Genomic DNA, 15,437 nt, shown 5'->3' on the forward strand with positions numbered 1-15,437 from the left:
TGATCGCACTCACCGCCGATTCGGCACAGCCACACCGGCGAAGGCGTCGGCGGGGGCCGACGCCATCGCCTCACCCCCTGGTGAGCGCGTCGATGAGCGAGGCGATGCGCGGGTTGTCGGCGAGGTCCTCGACGAGAACCGCGGTCCCGGTGTCGTCGGCCAGCGGGATGCGCCAGTTGGGGTACCGGTCGCCGGTGGTGCCGGGCTGGTTCTGGATGCGCCGCTCCCCGACGGCGTCGACGAGGGCGACGCTGAGCAGCACCGACGGGCTGCGCGCGATCAGCCGGTGCAGCGCCTCGACGGTCGTCCGGTCGACGAGTTCGGCGCCCGCAGCGAGCAGGCCGCGTTCGACGGCCAGGTTCACGATGGCGTCACGGTCGCGTACGTCGCGGGCCCTTTCGGCTTCCTCACCGGTTTCCAGGAGACCGAGTTGCGAGCGCAGGTCGATGTGGTCCCCGGCGAGGTAGCCGAGGGTGGGCGGCAGATCGTGGGTGGTGACGGCAGTCAGGCACAGCGCCCGATACTCCTCGGGTGCGATGGGTGCGTACGGCCCGTGTTCGAACCATAGGATGGACGTGCCGAGAATGCCCCGCTCACACAGCGTGTCCTGCACGACGGGTTCGAATACGCCCAGGTCCTCGCCGATGACGACGGCTCCGGCGCGTTGCGCCTCGAGTGCCAGGATTCCGATGAGGGCGTTGTGGTCGTAGCGCACGTAGGCGCCGGCCGAGGGCGGGTTGCCCTCAGGTATCCACCACAGCCGGAACAGCCCGAGGATGTGGTCGACACGCACTCCGCCCGCATGACGGAGAACGGTGCGCAGCATGTCACGGTAGGGCGCATAGCCGGCCTCGGCGAGTCGGCGCGGATGCCACGGCGGCTGGCTCCAGTCCTGCCCCTGCTGGTTGAATCCGTCCGGTGGCGCGCCGACACCGACCCCCTGGGCGAGGACATCCCTGAGCGCCCAGGCGTCGGCTCCGGTGCGGTTGACCCCGACCGCGAGGTCCGCGACCACCCCGATCGCCATGCCGGCCAGGGCCGCCGCGGAATCGGCGGCGGCCAGTTGCCCGTCGCAGATCCATTGCAGCCAGCAGTGGAAGTCGATGCGATCGGCGAGCCGGGACACCTTGCGCGCCAGTTGCTCCGGATCGCCGAGCCGATCCGGCCAGCGGTCGGTGCGGGAACCGTACCGTTCCGCGAGGGCGCACCAGGTGGCGAACCGGACAAGGCCCTCACCCTCGCGTTCCCGGAACGCCGCGAACTCCGCGGCCCGTTCCTCCGACCGGCCCGCCGCATAGATCTTGTTGAGCCACCGCAGCTTCTGCCGATAGGACTTGTCACGCTTGATCGTGCGGGCCGAGGTGTTGACCGCCGCGAACTCCCGGGTGACCTTGCCCAACTTCTTGCGCAGCCCCTTAGACAGTCGCGCGACCTCCGGGATGTCGGTGACGCGGATGTAGAGCGGGTTGACGAAGCGCCGGGTGGTCGGCAGATATGGCGAATCCTCCACCGGCGGTGTGGGTTCAGCGGCGTGCAACGGGTTGATCTGCACGAAGTCCGCACCGTATCCGGTGCCCGCGATCTCACAGATCCGGGCCAGATCCCCCAGGTCACCCACCCCCCACGATGCCGCCGATCGGATCGAGTACAGCTGAACGGCCAGCCCCCATCGTTGCCGGTCGCCGAGGGCGTCGGCGGTGGTGAGCCGCGCCGGAGTCACGATGAGCGGGGCCTCGACGGTGCTCTCGCGCGCCGGATTGTGCGCGTGCAGCGTGTGGTAGCCGATACCCAGCTCCGGCGGGACGATGAAGCTCGCCCGTCCGGTGAGCACGCCGTCGATCTCCCGCGGCTCCACCCAGTGATCGGCCTGCCGGACCGGAACCGACCGGCCGCCTTCGTCGGTGATCCACACGTGGACCGGATCCCAGTGCGGTACGTGCACGTGGAACCAGTGACCGGAACCCTCGACGGCCACGGTCACGGCGGGCAAGAAATCCCGCCAATCGTCGGCGTCGGCATCGGCCAGCGCCGCCCCGACCCAGTCCGGGCGCTCGGTGTCGACGCCGAGCGCGGCCAGCACACCGATCAGGGTGTCGTCGGCCACCTCGTGATCGAGTTTGTCCCAGCCCACGTAGCTGTCGGCGACGCCCAGCCGGGCCGCCAACTCCACCAGCCGCGTACGGTCAACGGTGCTCACCCGACCATCGTCGCAGCATTCGGCCCGGCACGCCGGATGAGTGCGGCTCAGTCTCCCCGCGCGCGGTCACGGCGGCGCGAGGACGACACGTGTATGACTCCGCTCGGCGAGGTCACCGATTCGATGCCGAAGCGTTCTTCGAGCTCTTCGAGCCCGACGTTCCATCGACCGGCGAACGTCTCGTCGATGCCCGCGGAACCCGGCCGTTCACCGTCCAGACCCATCTCGGTGCCCGTGCGGGTCGGAAAGGCCCATTCTCAGGAGTCGGGTGCGGCATGGCCGAACGGCGACTGCCCGGTGTGGCCTTCCCCGACACCGAAACCGTCGAGCGAGATGGCGAAGTCGTGGACTCGAACACGGGACTGGCCGGCGACCTCCTGGACGTCCGGATATGTGATCGGTGGTGACGAGAGCCGGTCAGCCGAAGATGACTCCCGGGTTGAGCAGGCCCTGCGGGTCCAGGGCCGTCTTGAGGGTGCGCATCACGCCGAGGTCGACATCGCCGCGGCCCAGCCCGATCCACGCGGACTTGGCCCGGCCGATGCCGTGCTCGGCGGAGATACTGCCGCCGAGATCGGCGATGACGGAGAACACCGCCTCGGTGACCCGGTGGACGTCGGCGGCGGGGACGTCGAGGAAGTTGGCGTGGATATTGCCGTCACCGACGTGCCCGAACAGGATCGGCCGGCACCCGATGCCGAGGTCGCCGGGTACCGCGTGCAGTCGGTCGAAGGCGGCGGGCAAGGACCGGATCGGAACGGACACATCCAGTTTCACCACCGGCGTGCTGGTGTCGCGGGCGATCGCCTCGGTGTGTGTCTCCCGGGCGGCCCACAGGGCGGGCGCCGGACCGGGCTCGGCCACCGCGTCGAGTACCCCGTCGATGTCCTCGATCGCGGCGAACAGCTCTTCGTCCACCGCACCGGCCCCGGAGACCTCGATGAGAAACTCGAACGGCGCCGGTTCGGAAACCGGACGCCGCGCACCGTGTGCGTGAACCAGTTCGATTCCGGCCTCGGTCATGATCTCGGCGGCCTCGACGACCAGCCCGCGCCTGCCCGCCACCGCGATCAGTTCGGTGGCCGCGGCCACCCTGTCGACGGCCACCACCGCGACGGTTGTCGCAGCCGGCGGTGTGACCAGTGAGAACAGGACTTTCGTGATGACCGCGAGGGTGCCCTCGCTGCCCGCGAGCAGACCGGGCAGATCGTAGCCGACATTGTCCTTGATCAGCGGCGACCAGCGACGCAGAATCCGGCCGTCGGCGAGCACCGCCTCGATACCGAGCACCTGGCTGCGGGTGTTGCCGTGCCGGATCATCCGGATGCCGCCCGCGTTGGTGGCCACCACGCCGCCGGCGGTCGCCGACTCGCGGGCGGCCAGATCCACCCCGAACCGCAGCCCGTGCCGTGCCGCGTGCCGGTCGACGGCATCGACAGTCGCCCCCGCCGCCACACCGACGCTACGGCCGATCACGTCGACGTCGTCGAGGTCGGTCATCCGGGCGGTGCTGAGCACGATGGTCAGCCGCGTCGGCGAATCCCCGGCGGCCGGTGGGATGGAGCCGCCCACAAGGCCGGTGTTGCCGCCCTGCACGCACACCGAAATGCCGTCGGCCGCACACACGGCGATCACCTCGGCGACCTCCTCGCAGGTCCGGGGACGAACCACGGCGTCGGCGACACCGGTCCACCGGCCGGTCCAGTCGGTGAGATACCCGGTGAGGGTGTCCGGGTCGGTGATCACGTGGGCGGCGCCGACGATCGCGGCGAGACGATCCAGGGCCGATTGCGGCGACATCGTCACCACTACCCGCCGAGGGCTTCGGTTATGGGCGTAGGGCCGTCGTTGAACTCGATGACCCGGTGTACGGTCGCAGGATTCCCGAGGACGGCGGCGATGACCTGTGCGACATTGTCCCGGCTCACCTCCGCTGTCTCGATGCCGCCGGCGCCGACGGAGATGGCCGAGGTGCCCGGATTGTCGGTGAGCCGGGAGGGGCCGAGAATCGTCCAGTCCAGGTCGGAGGCCTTGAGATAGGTGTCGGCGGCCGCCTTCGCCTCGGCGTACGGGAAGAACGAATCACCGGGGTCGACGCCGTGGCCGGGTCCGGCTCCGAAGTACGACACCATCACGTAACGGCGGACCCCGGCGGCCCGCGCAGCGTCGACGGAGCGGATCGCCGCGTCACGGTCGACGGCATAGGTGCGGGCCGGATTGCCACCACCGGCCCCGGCGGAGAACACGACGGCGTCGTGCCCGCCGAGCAGTTCGGCGAGGACGTCGGTGTCGAGGGTTTCGATGTCGGCGACGGCCGGGGTCGCACCGGTGCCGATGATGTCGTCGGCGTGGTCGGGGTTGCGGATGATCGAGGTGACCGTGTCACCACGGCCGGTGAGAATTGCGGCCAGGCGCAGCGCGATCTTGCCGTGCCCGCCGATGATGGCGATCGAACTCATGGGGCCTGCTCTCGTGGGGTGAATTGTCTTATCCCACAGTAGCGAGCCACGGCGTCACCACCTCCGAGATCGGGCTACCCCCGGGATCGGGCCCCGAGGAGCCTGGCGATCCACAACACCAGGCACGCGCCCGCCAGACAGGTGACGAAGCTGAAGATCAGCCCGCCGCCCTCGACGTCGACGCCGATGATCTTGAGCAGCCAGCCGCCGAGGAGGCCGCCGACGATGCCGAGCACGATATTGAGGATCAGGCCCTTCTTGTCGTCCATGACCTTGCCCGCGATCCATCCGGCGAGACCGCCGATGATGACCCAGCCGAAAAACCCCAGTGCCAACATGACCTACCTGCTTTCGAAGAGTCGGTAGTAGCGATGCTACTGATTCGACTTGCCGAAAAGCATGAATCCGCCGTACAGCGCGAGTCCGATGAGCGCCACCCAGAACAGACCCTTGAGTATCGGAACGATCACCGCGCACGCGATGAGGATGACGGCGATGACGGCCAGGATCTTCCAGAAACCCAGACCACCGCCGGTGGAGGTGTTGAAAGGAGCTGATGTGTTCATGCCTCCACCATGCCCGCCCGCCGTCGGCGGCGACACCCTGAGACGCCTGTTTGGGGGATAAATCAGGGTGCCCCGTGACCTTCGCCCATCATGGATCCCGACCGTGCATCACCCACGCCCTCAGCGGCAACGAGCATGCCTGGTTCCGGCGGTGACCCGCCGGGCACCGGCAGCGGGCCTGACACAATCGCAGACATGAGGATCTCCCGCCGTGCCGCCGCGATCAGCCCGTTCTACGCGATGGAATACGGCCGGCGCGCGGCGGAATTGATCGCCGACGGCCACGACGTGATCCGGTTCAACATCGGTGAACCCGACTTCGGGGCGCCGCCGGCGTTCCTGGCCGCGGCGCGTGACCTGTGCGACGGCCGTCCACTCCCCTACACCGACGCGCTCGGATCGCCCACGCTGCGGGAGGCGATCGCGCGGTTCTACTCCGACCATTTCCGCTGCGACGTCCCGGCGCGGCGGGTGGTGGTGACCTCGGGTGCGTCGGCGGCGTTGCTGATGGCGTGCGCGGCCCTCGTCGACCCGGGCGATGAGGTGTTGATCGCCGATCCGTCGTACCCATGCAACCGGCAGTTCGCCGAAAGCTTCGGCGCAGCAGTGCATTTAGTCCCAACGACGGTGTCCGACCGGTTCCAGCTCACCGCCGACTCGGTGTCGGCCGCGTGGACGGACGCCACCCGCGTGGTGATGGTGGCAACCCCGTCCAATCCGACGGGGACATCGGTACCGGCCGGCGAACTGGCCGCGATCTGTGATGTCGCCCGCGCCCGCGGCGGCCGGCGGATCGTCGACGAGATCTACCTCGGCCTGGCCGATCCGGACGGGTCGCATCCGGACCTGCCGCCGCGCAGCGTGCTCGCCGCCGACCCGGATGCGATTGTGATCAACAGCTTTTCCAAGTACTTCGGCCTCACCGGCTGGCGGCTCGGCTGGGCCATCGTGCCCGACGACCTGGTCGAGGTGTTCGAGCGGCTGGCGCAGAATTACTACATCTGCCCGCCCACCCCGTCCCAGTTCGCGGCACTGACCTGTTTCGGCGAAGAATCGTTGGCAGTGGCCGAGGCCCGGCGCACCGAATTCCGGGAACGCCGAACGCTGGTGCTCGAGGGCCTGGCCGCGATCGGCCTCGACGTCCCGGTGGTCCCCGACGGGGCGTTCTACGTGTACATCGATGTCAGCTCCACCGGACTGACCGCCTCCCGGTTCTGCGATCGCGCCCTCACCGAGGCGCACGTGGCTCTCACCCCCGGAAAGGATTTCGGCGTCGCCGGTGCCGATCGGTTCGTCCGGCTGTCCTATTCGGTCAACAGATCACAACTGTCCGAAGGGATCTCCCGGCTGGCCCGGTTCACCCGCTGAGCCGGTGCCGCACAGGCCGACCGGAGGGGCGAGTCAGCCGTGGATCCGTTTGCGGCCGTACAGCTCCGCCGCCAGTACACGTTTGGCCTCGACGGCACGGGATCGGTCCGCGACGGTGAAACCACCCGAATGCGGGCGATCCGGGATCTGCTCGGGGTCATCGACGATCGTCCAGCGCGAACCGATGTCGGCGAGCGAGGCATGCTTGGTGGTGTAGTAGTCGGGTCGCGTAACCAGCGCGACGCCGGACGCGCCCGCGGCCGCCGCGATCAGATGCGGATGGAACCGGGTACTGATCCAGGTGTCTCCACGGCCGGCGGGCAGTCCGCGCCGCCAGATGTCCAGGAACGACACCGACGTCGACCCCTCAAGGCGGTCGGCGAGTTTCACCGGCACCGTCATGTCCTTGCCCGGAATCCCTTCCACCACGGTCACCGCCGACCCGGGCACCTCCCACGCGTCCAGGGTCCGGCGCACCACCTCGGTGAGCGCGTCGACGCCGGTCTGCCCGAATGCGGCGAAATCCTCGGTCAGGTCGGCCTGGATGCACAGGGTCACACCGCCCGGAGCCGGCCGGGGCCGCCGGGTGAGCAGTCGCCGATCTCCCCACGCGAGCCATGCGTCGTCACCACCGAGCCGCGCGTCATCGCCCAGTGCCGCGGCCGAGGCGGTGTCGCGCACGTCGAACACGGTGAACACGCGCGCCGCCTCACGCAGGGCGGACAACGCGGGTTCGGCGACTGCCGGGATCAGTCCCAGCCCACTCGCGTAGGCGGGCACGCCGGTGGTCCGCGCCAGCGCGGCGGCCGCGGACACGAGACTCACCTGGTACGGCCACACGGCGTTGACGTAGCCGCCGCCGAGCAGATGCACCGAGGATGCCCGCCGGAACAGGTCGACGCCCTCGGCCAGGCCGGGAGCGTGCCCGAATTCGGTTGCCGCCGTTGCGACCCATTCCCACGGCCGGTCCGGGTCCAGGCCCTCGGTGTCGGCCACCTCACCCGACAGCCCGCCTGCGTGCACGGTGAGCTTCCAGACGGTGTCGACGAAGACCGCACGAGGATGCACTCCCCGAAACAGCAATGCCGCCTGGCCCGGGGAGTGGCAGTCGAGCACCACGGTGGCCCGCGGCCGTTCCCTCGCCAGATATCTCAGCCAGGCACGGGCGATCAGTTCGTCGCCGTAGTTGGGGTAGCCCGACGGCGCGATCAGGTAGATGATCTCGCGGCGCCGCAGTTTCTCCACGAGGTCGGGGTCGCGCAGCTTGTCCACGACACCGGCCGGGTCCAGTCCCCTGATCTGCATGCCTGCGACTGTACCGACCCCTCACCGCACCATGCGCAGGGCGAGCCCGGCGGAGTCGGCACCGACCGCCGCCGGGTCCGAGCGGGTACGGCTCGGGAACCAGCGGCATACGTCCCCGCACAGCGACGAGATGGCCGGCACCGCCTCGTCGGGATTGTCGACAGTGTACGCACCGCACCGGATCCCCTCGTGAACGATGTTTCCGATGATCGCCCCCGGAAGTGGTGTGGGTCGAGGGCATACAGCTCGTACTACACAACCTTGGGGTGTTTGTGGTGGCGGGCCTGCCACGCGGCGAACGCCGCGACCACCGCCCGCGGCCGATACGTGAGGTGCATCATATGCGAGTGCTTACTCTATGAGCGATCGCTTAGTTCCACGAGGTCATCAAGACCATCCCGACAAGACCATCCTGAGGAGAGTTCTCATGGCCGACCCGATCTCCCGCCGCGACGTCGACTTCCTGCTCTACGAGTGGCTCGACGTCGAACAACTCACCAAGGCCGATCGATACGCCGAGCACTCCAAGGACACCTTCGACGCAGTCCTCGACCTGGCATCGGACATCGCGATCAAGAAGTACGCGCCGTTCAACAAGTACTGCGACCAGAACGAGCCGTATATCGGCGACGACGGCAAGGTGGTACTGCCCGACGCCACCGGCGACGCCGTGCGCGAATTTCTCGCCGCCGGACTGATCGCCGGGCCCTTCGGCACCGAACTCGACGGCGGCAGCCTGCCGGCCACCGTGCACCAGGCGGCGATGATCTGGTTCCAGGCCGCCAACCCGGCGATGTCGTCGTACACCTTCCTGACCGTCGGCAATGCCGGCCTGCTCGCCGAATACGGCACGCCCGACCAGATCGACACCTGGGTGCGGCCGATGCTGGAGGGCCGGTTCTTCGGGACGATGTGCCTGTCCGAGCCGGGCGCCGGGTCGTCGCTGTCGGACATCACCACCAAGGCCACCCCCGTCGGTGACGGCACCTACCGCGTCACCGGCACCAAGATGTGGATATCGGCCGGCGATCACGAACTCGGCGAGAATATCGTCCACCTGGTGCTGGCCAAGGCGCCGGGCGGCGGGCCGGGCGTCAAGGGCATCTCCCTGTTCATCGTGCCCAAGGTGTTGCCCGACGGCACCCGCAACGACGTCGCTCTGGTGGGCCTCAACCACAAGATGGGGCAACGCGGCACCACCAACACCCTGCTCAACTTCGGCGACGGCACGTTCCCGGTGGGCGACGGGCAGGGCGCGCTCGGCTACCTCGTCGGCGAGGAGCACAAGGGCCTGTTCTACATGTTCCACATGATGAACGAGGCACGCATCGGCGTCGGCTTCCTGGCCACCGCCATCGGCTACGCCGGCTACCTGCAGTCGGTGGAGTACGCCAAGACCCGCGTGCAGGGCCGGCCGGTGGACGCCAAGGATCCCGCCGCCAAGCCGGTGGCGATCATCGAACATCCCGACGTCAAGCGGATGCTGCTGGCGCAGAAGTCGTACGTGGAGGGTGCGTTGGCGCTCTGCCTGTGGTCGTCACTGCTGGTCGATCGCGTCGCCACCACCGGCGACGAGGACGAACGTGCCCGTGCCGCACTGCTTCTCGATGTGATCACGCCCATCAGCAAGAGCTGGCCGTCGCAGTGGTGCCTGACCGCCAACGATCTGGCGATCCAGGTACACGGCGGCTACGGGTACACCAAGGAGTTCGACGTCGAGCAGTGCTATCGCGACAACCGGCTCAACCCCATCCATGAGGGCACGCACGGCGTTCAGGCCATCGACCTGCTGGGCCGCAAGTTCACGATGAAGGGCGGGACAGGTCTTCGGGTGCTGGTCGAGACCATCACCGAGACGATCGACCGCGCCACCGCCGCAGGCGGGGCGGCCGCCGGTTACGCGGCCGCGTTGCGGGCGGCCCTCGAGCGGATCCCGGCCGCCGTGCTCACCGCATGGGCCGACGCAGACCCCGCCGTGGCACTGGCCAACGCGACCGCGTTCCTGGAGGCCACCGGGCACACCGTCCTGGCCTGGCTGTGGCTGGAGCAGTTTCTGGCCGCAGACGGCAAGGAAGGCGACTTCTACGACGGCAAGCGGGCCGCGACCCGTTACTTCTTCACCTACGAATTACCCAAGACCGGCCCGATGTTCGACCTCGTGATGGCCAAGGATCGCACCACCCTCGACACCCCGGCCGAATGGTTCTGACCAACGCCTACCGATTCACACGAAAGGCCAACCTACACAATGACAATCATGGACAGGTTCGCCCTCACCGACAAGGTCGTGATCGTGACCGGCGCATCGTCGGGCCTCGGCGTCGCGTTCGCGAAGGGATTCGCCGAGGCCGGCGCCGACGTGGTGCTCGCGGCGCGGCGTCTGGAGAAGCTCACCGACACCGCCGCACTCGTCGAGGCCGCCGGCCGCAAGGCCCTGCCGGTGCGGACCGATGTGTCCGATCCCGAACAGCGCCGCGCCGCCGTCGACGCCGCGCTGGCCGAGTTCGGCAGGGTCGACATCCTGATCAACAACGCCGACGTGGGCACCGCGGTGCCGGCGACCCGTGAAACCCCCGAACAGTTCCGCCAGGTCATCGACCAGATCATCCCGGTCGACGGCGGCATCACCATCAACTGACCGGGATAACTTCGTCCGATATAGGTGCTGGCTCGGGCATATGCCCGAGCCAGCACCTATATCGGACGATTGTGTCGGCCGAACCGACATACTGGGAAATGATGGAACCCACACCGACGTCCCCATCCGCCGTTAACCTGAGCCTGCGTGAGCCGGTCCACCGCGTCGATCCGCGAGCCAAGCGACTGTGGCGGATCGTGCCGCTGATCTGCGGTGTTCCGGTCGCGATCGGGGCGCTGATCGCCGTGGCGTTCAGCGGATCGTATCGGTGGATCCCCCTGTTGGTGCTGGCGGCGACACTGCCTCTGCTCGTTCTCTACGTCGCGGTGGTACCGGCGTGGCGGTACCACTTCCACCGGTGGGAGGTGTCCGACGATGCGGTGTACACCCAGTCGGGCTGGTTCACCCGGCACGCGGTGATCATCCCGATCGCCCGCATCCAGGTGGTCGACACCGAGGCCGGGCCGCTCGAACAACTGCTCAAGCTGGCCACCCTCACCGTCACGACCGCATCGTCGGCGGGCACCGTCAAAATCGTCGGGCTCGACGCGGCCGTCGCCGCTCGGACCGCCGCCGACCTGACCATCGCCACCCAGGAGCACACCGGTGACGCGACCTGACGGCGGTGCACCCCGGGTCGACGGGCCCGACACCTGGCATCGCCTGTCCCCCGGCATGATGGTGGTGCGGCCGATCGAACTGGCCCCGCAACTGCTGCCCGGTCTGGTCGGCATCGTCTTCGCCGCCCAGGCCGCACCCGTCATCGCGCTCGTCGTCGCCATCGTGCTCGCCCCGCTGGTGACGGTGGTGCCATGGCTGGCCACCACATATCAGGCCACCGACGAACACGTCCGGGTCCGCAGCGGGGTGGTCAACCGCAAGGTGGCCACGGCGCGGCGCGACCGTATCCGCAGCGTCGAAACCACCGCCTCTCTCGTGCATCGGCTGCTCGCGCTGGAGAAGGTGACCATCGGCACCGGCGGCGACAAGGCGTCGTCGAACGTGGTGCTCACCGCCGTCGACAAGCGGTACGCGAGCGCGCTGCGCGACCATCTGATGCCCACCGGCGTACCTTCCGATCCCGCCGATACCGAGGCCGGCGCTCTCCCCGGTTCCGCGCACCCACCTGTCATCCTTGCCCGCTACGAGTCGCGCTGGCTTCGCTTCGCTCCGTTCTCGCTGCTCGGTATTGCAGCCGCGGCAGCGGTTTTCGGTTTCGGCGCGCAGCTGGCCGACGAACTCGGGCTGTTCGATCACGCCGCCGAGTTCGGCACCGGCCTGTGGGATCAGATCGACGACATCCCGCTCGCAGTCGTCATCGTCGTCGGCATCATCGTGACCATCGCCGTCGGAGCGTTGCTGTCGGTGACCGCATACGTGCTCAGTTACTGGGATTTCACCCTGTCCCGCCACGACGACGGCACGCTTCGGGTGCGTCGCGGACTGTTCACCACCACGTCGACGACGCTCGACGAGAACCGGGTGCGCGGTGTGCATCTGCACGAGCCGTTGCTGATGCGGCCGCTGCGCGGGGCCCGGCTGCACGCCATCGCCACCGGCGCGCAGAAGCATCCGCTGCTGCTGCCACCGGCCCCCGCCGACGTGGTCGGGCATGTCGGCCGGGCGGTGTCAGGGGCGGGCGGCGACCTGTCGGCACCGCTCGTCGCGCACCCGCGGGCCGCCCGGCGGCGCCGGATCACCCGCGCCGTCGTCGGTGCGCTCGTCCTGTCCACCGCGTTGATCGTCGCGTGGACACCGGGGCCGCTGCCGCTCGCGGTGGCCATCGCCGGGGTCGTAGCGCTGTTGTGCGCCGGTGCGGCGGTCGGTGAACTGCGCTACCGCAATCTCGGGCACCGCTTCACCGACCGTGCCCTGGTGATCGCGCCGCCGACGACGGCGCGCCACCGCAATCTGCTGTACCCGGACGGCATCATCGGCTGGTCGGTTCGCGCCACCTGGTTCCAGCGTCGTCAGGGGTTGGTCACCCTGGTGGCCGCCGGCGCCGCGGGCACCGAGGCGTACGGCATCATCGACGTCGACGGTGCCGACGCGAGCGCACTTGCGGCGCGGATCTCACCCGGACTCGTCGAACCGTTCCTCCGCCGTCCCCGTACCCCAAACCCCCGCACCCCGGACCCCGGCACCCGGGATCGGGAAACCTAGAACTCGGCGGTGGCGAGGTACTCGCGCAGGTAGCCGCGCAGGATGGTCTTGGCCTCGTCGATCAGCGCGGCATCGCCGTCGGGGTCGGAACGAAAGGCCTCCTGCAGCATGGTGTCGGCCACCAGATGCGCGGCCCGGGTGACCACCTCCAGGCGCGGCGAATCCGCGATGCCCTGTGCGGTCAGGATGCTCCGCAGCATCCGCGTCATCCGCAGTTTGTGCTCCCGGTCGACCGCCTGCGTCGCCTCGGTCAACGACCTGCTGAACCACAGGGCACGGAAACCGTCCTCGACCCGGTACGCGTCGACGAAGGTATCGAACAGGATCCCTACGGGATCGGACCAGGTGCGCCGACCCGACAGCTCGAGCAGCAGTCGCATCCGGGTCTCCAACCGATGCAGGTACGTCTCGGCGAGGGTTTCGATGATCGCGTCCCGGTCGGGTAGATATTGGTAGAGCGAGGCCACCGACACCCCGGCCTCCGCGGCGACGCGGGTGGTGGTCAGCATCGCCGGTCCTTCGGAGACCAAGATGCGATCGGCCGCGGCCAACACCTGCAACAGCCGCTCGCGGCTACGGGCCTGCTGCGGGATACGGCGCAGCCCCGCCCAATCGAGGTCGAAAGAGTCCGACATCTGCCCCCTTGGTCCACTCCGTCGTGTCGGGGTTCGGCCCGGATCGCACGCCCCTGTCCGATGCCGCACCCTCAGGATGGTGACACACACTAACACCCGGCGAGACCCCGGTCACACTCGCCCGCGCTCGCGCAGGGTACGGCCCAGGACCCATGACCACGGGACGGTCCTGATCGCGATCCCCACAGCCGGTCGGGATCCACCCGCTCGGCACCGGCGACTCCTGGTGCGCGGATGTCGGGCGTGTCATTCGGCCATTGCGCCGGCGGCCGGCACTGATATTAATTGCGGGAAATATCGCCGTCACCGTCATGCGGTTCGGCGGAAACAACCTGCCCGTACACAATTGTCCATGACTGTCCTCGATACGATAAAGAACGGGAAGAAGACGCCACATCCCGTTGATGAGATTCCCCCGTTCGTCAAATTGTTCCCGCTCGGTCTGCAACATGTGCTCGCGATGTATGCGGGCGCGGTTGCCGTTCCACTGATCGTCGGCGGGGCGATGGTCAGCGCGGGCGAACTCGACGAGGGCGACATCGTCCACCTCATCATGGCCGACCTGTTCGTCGCCGGTATCGCCACATTGCTGCAGTCGGTGGGCTTCTGGCGATTCGGTGTTCGATTGCCGCTGATGCAGGGCGTCACGTTCGCGGCCGTCGGTCCGATGATCACGATCGGCACCAGCCATGGCATAACCGCCATTTACGGCGCGGTGATAGCGTCGGGTGTTTTCATGATCGTGATGGCGCCGGTCGTCGGCAAACTCATCAGATTCTTCCCACCCCTGGTGACCGGCACGATCATCGTGATCATCGGTATTTCGCTGATGCGGGTGGCGGCCGGCTGGTTCGGTGGCGGCACCGCAACCGGCGAGGACTTCGGCGATCCCCAGGCCATCGCTTTCGGTTTCGGCACCCTCGTTCTCATCCTGGCCATCGAACGCTTCGCCCCCGACTCGATCCGCCGCGTGTCGGTGCTGCTCGGTCTGATCATCGGCACCCTGGTGTCCATCCCGTTCGGGATGCCCACGTGGGATTCTGTCGGCGACAACGCCTGGATCGGCGTTCCGCAGCCGTTCCAGTTCGGCATGCCCGAATTCGAGCTGTCGGCGATCATCTCGATGATCATCGTTGCCATCGTCATCATGACCGAGACCACCGGCGACATCGTCGCGGTCGGCGAGATCGTCGACAAAAAGATCACCCCGCGCAGGCTTGCCGACGGCATGCGTGCCGACGGCGCGGGCACTGTCCTGGGCGGCATCTTCAACACCTTCCCGTACACCGCCTTCGCCCAGAACGTGGGTCTGGTCGCGATCACCGGCGTCCGCACCCGGCATGTGGCGACCTGCGCGGGCGTGATCTTGGTGATCCTCGGTCTGCTGCCCAAGATGGGTGCGGTCGTCGAGGGCATTCCGCAGGCGGTGCTCGGCGGTGCCGGCGTGGCGCTGTTCGGCATGGTCGCGGCCAGCGGCATCCGGACCCTGTCCAAGGTGAAATTCGACAACACCAACATCCTGGTGGTGGCGATCTCGATCGGCGTGGCGATGCTGACCGAGGCCAGCCTCTACTACACCGACCGATCCGGCGACGAACCGGTCAATGTGAAGCTCGACCTGTATCACCAGTTCCCCGATTGGTTCCAGACAATCTTCCACTCGGGCATCTCCGCGGGTGCGGTGTGCGCGATCGTCCTGAATCTGATCCTCAACACCAGGTCGACCTCACCCGACCCGGTCGATTACCACAACACCGGCGAGATCGACGTGGCGCCGGCGGCCTCCGACGCCCCGCGCGGTCCCGCCTTCGACCCGCGTGACGCACTGCTGGCCGCCGACCCGGCGACCTCCGAGGAGACCCTGCGGTATCTCGCCGAACGGGACGAGGGTCTGCACCCGTTCATCGTCACCAACCCGTCGGCGCCCAAGGATCTGTGCGACTGGATCAAGGGGCTCGGCGATCCGAAGGTGCTGCGATTGTTCGAGAAGTGGGACGGCTATACCCACGGCAGCTTCTCCACCCGCGGCGGCAGCTGACCTCCGCCCGACGGCGGGCCGCCGGATTCAGGGGCCCGCCGTTCGCGTGTGTGCCGAGTCTGCGGCGA

14 protein-coding genes and 1 pseudogene are annotated in these 15,437 nt (G+C 68.2%); 7 read left to right on the plus strand and 8 right to left on the minus strand.

Going from position 1 to position 15,437, the window contains the following annotated elements; translation table 11 throughout:
• Nucleotides 1-70: 70 nt before the first annotated feature.
• Nucleotides 71-2,197 carry a 4-alpha-glucanotransferase gene (gene malQ, locus GII31_RS16565; protein WP_213244488.1) on the minus strand — a complete coding sequence of 709 codons (2,127 nt, stop codon included), beginning with the start codon at nt 2,195-2,197 and terminating at the stop codon, nt 71-73.
• Nucleotides 2,198-2,244: 47 nt separating this feature from the next.
• Nucleotides 2,245-2,421, minus strand: coding sequence for a hypothetical protein (locus GII31_RS16570; RefSeq protein WP_213244489.1), 177 nt, complete (start codon nt 2,419-2,421; stop codon nt 2,245-2,247).
• A 51-nt stretch (nt 2,422-2,472) separates the two neighbouring features.
• Between GII31_RS16570 and GII31_RS16575 the strand changes: the two genes are divergently transcribed.
• The gene (locus GII31_RS16575; protein WP_260840054.1) at nt 2,473-2,604 is read left to right on the plus strand and encodes a hypothetical protein; all 132 of its coding nucleotides are present in this window, start codon (nt 2,473-2,475) and stop codon (nt 2,602-2,604) included.
• A 10-nt stretch (nt 2,605-2,614) separates the two neighbouring features.
• On the opposite strand, the gene GII31_RS16580 is transcribed toward GII31_RS16575, so the two are convergent.
• The 4 genes from GII31_RS16580 to GII31_RS16595 all read right to left on the minus strand — a co-directional run bounded on the left by GII31_RS16580 (nt 2,615) and on the right by GII31_RS16595 (nt 5,222).
• Nucleotides 2,615-3,997, minus strand: a complete 1,383-nt coding sequence (locus tag GII31_RS16580) for an FAD-binding oxidoreductase (RefSeq protein ID WP_213244490.1) — start codon at nt 3,995-3,997, stop codon at nt 2,615-2,617.
• Nucleotides 3,998-4,005: 8 nt separating this feature from the next.
• Nucleotides 4,006-4,656 carry an SDR family oxidoreductase gene (locus tag GII31_RS16585; RefSeq protein WP_213244491.1) on the minus strand — a complete coding sequence of 217 codons (651 nt, stop codon included), beginning with the start codon at nt 4,654-4,656 and terminating at the stop codon, nt 4,006-4,008.
• A 74-nt stretch (nt 4,657-4,730) separates the two neighbouring features.
• Nucleotides 4,731-4,994, minus strand: coding sequence for a GlsB/YeaQ/YmgE family stress response membrane protein (locus tag GII31_RS16590; RefSeq protein WP_213244492.1), 264 nt, complete (start codon nt 4,992-4,994; stop codon nt 4,731-4,733).
• Nucleotides 4,995-5,030: 36 nt separating this feature from the next.
• Nucleotides 5,031-5,222 (minus strand): hypothetical protein, encoded by a 192-nt coding sequence (locus GII31_RS16595; RefSeq protein ID WP_213244493.1) that lies wholly within the window; start codon nt 5,220-5,222, stop codon nt 5,031-5,033.
• Between the two features lie 195 nt (nt 5,223-5,417).
• Between GII31_RS16595 and GII31_RS16600 the strand changes: the two genes are divergently transcribed.
• Nucleotides 5,418-6,590, plus strand: coding sequence for an aminotransferase class I/II-fold pyridoxal phosphate-dependent enzyme (locus GII31_RS16600; RefSeq protein ID WP_213244494.1), 1,173 nt, complete (start codon nt 5,418-5,420; stop codon nt 6,588-6,590).
• Nucleotides 6,591-6,623: 33 nt separating this feature from the next.
• Here the strand turns inward: GII31_RS16600 and GII31_RS16605 are convergent, their stop codons facing one another.
• On the minus strand, nt 6,624-7,895 hold the full coding sequence (locus GII31_RS16605) for a polysaccharide pyruvyl transferase family protein (protein ID WP_213244495.1): 1,272 nt from the start codon (nt 7,893-7,895) through the stop codon (nt 6,624-6,626).
• 427 nt (nt 7,896-8,322) lie between these two features.
• Here GII31_RS16605 and GII31_RS16610 point away from each other — a divergent pair, with 427 nt between their 5' ends.
• From GII31_RS16610 to GII31_RS16625, 4 genes and pseudogenes are all read left to right on the plus strand, one after another.
• Nucleotides 8,323-10,104, plus strand: a complete 1,782-nt coding sequence (locus GII31_RS16610) for an acyl-CoA dehydrogenase (RefSeq protein ID WP_260840055.1) — start codon at nt 8,323-8,325, stop codon at nt 10,102-10,104.
• Nucleotides 10,105-10,143: 39 nt separating this feature from the next.
• Nucleotides 10,144-10,494: pseudogene (locus GII31_RS16615) on the plus strand (SDR family NAD(P)-dependent oxidoreductase); the annotation flags it as partial.
• A 140-nt stretch (nt 10,495-10,634) separates the two neighbouring features.
• A complete protein-coding gene (locus tag GII31_RS16620) occupies nt 10,635-11,153 on the plus strand; it encodes a PH domain-containing protein (protein ID WP_213244498.1) in 519 nt (172 codons plus the stop codon).
• The gene (locus GII31_RS16625) at nt 11,140-12,696 is read left to right on the plus strand and encodes a PH domain-containing protein (RefSeq protein ID WP_213244499.1); all 1,557 of its coding nucleotides are present in this window, start codon (nt 11,140-11,142) and stop codon (nt 12,694-12,696) included. Before GII31_RS16620 ends, GII31_RS16625 begins: the two co-directional genes overlap by 14 nt.
• Here GII31_RS16625 and GII31_RS16630 read toward each other — a convergent pair.
• Entirely contained in the window at nt 12,693-13,331 is a 639-nt protein-coding gene (locus tag GII31_RS16630) for a TetR/AcrR family transcriptional regulator (protein WP_213244500.1), read from the minus strand. The two genes, GII31_RS16625 and GII31_RS16630, sit on opposite strands and share 4 nt — an antisense overlap.
• Before the next feature lie 352 nt (nt 13,332-13,683).
• On the opposite strand from GII31_RS16630, the gene GII31_RS16635 reads away from it, so the two are divergent.
• Complete coding sequence (locus GII31_RS16635; RefSeq protein WP_213244501.1) at nt 13,684-15,369, plus strand: nucleobase:cation symporter-2 family protein; 1,686 nt, start codon at nt 13,684-13,686, stop codon at nt 15,367-15,369.
• Nucleotides 15,370-15,437: the final 68 nt, after the last annotated feature.

The organism is Gordonia pseudamarae (assembly GCF_025273675.1).
GTDB classification, from domain to species: Bacteria; Actinomycetota; Actinomycetes; order Mycobacteriales; family Mycobacteriaceae; genus Gordonia; species Gordonia pseudamarae.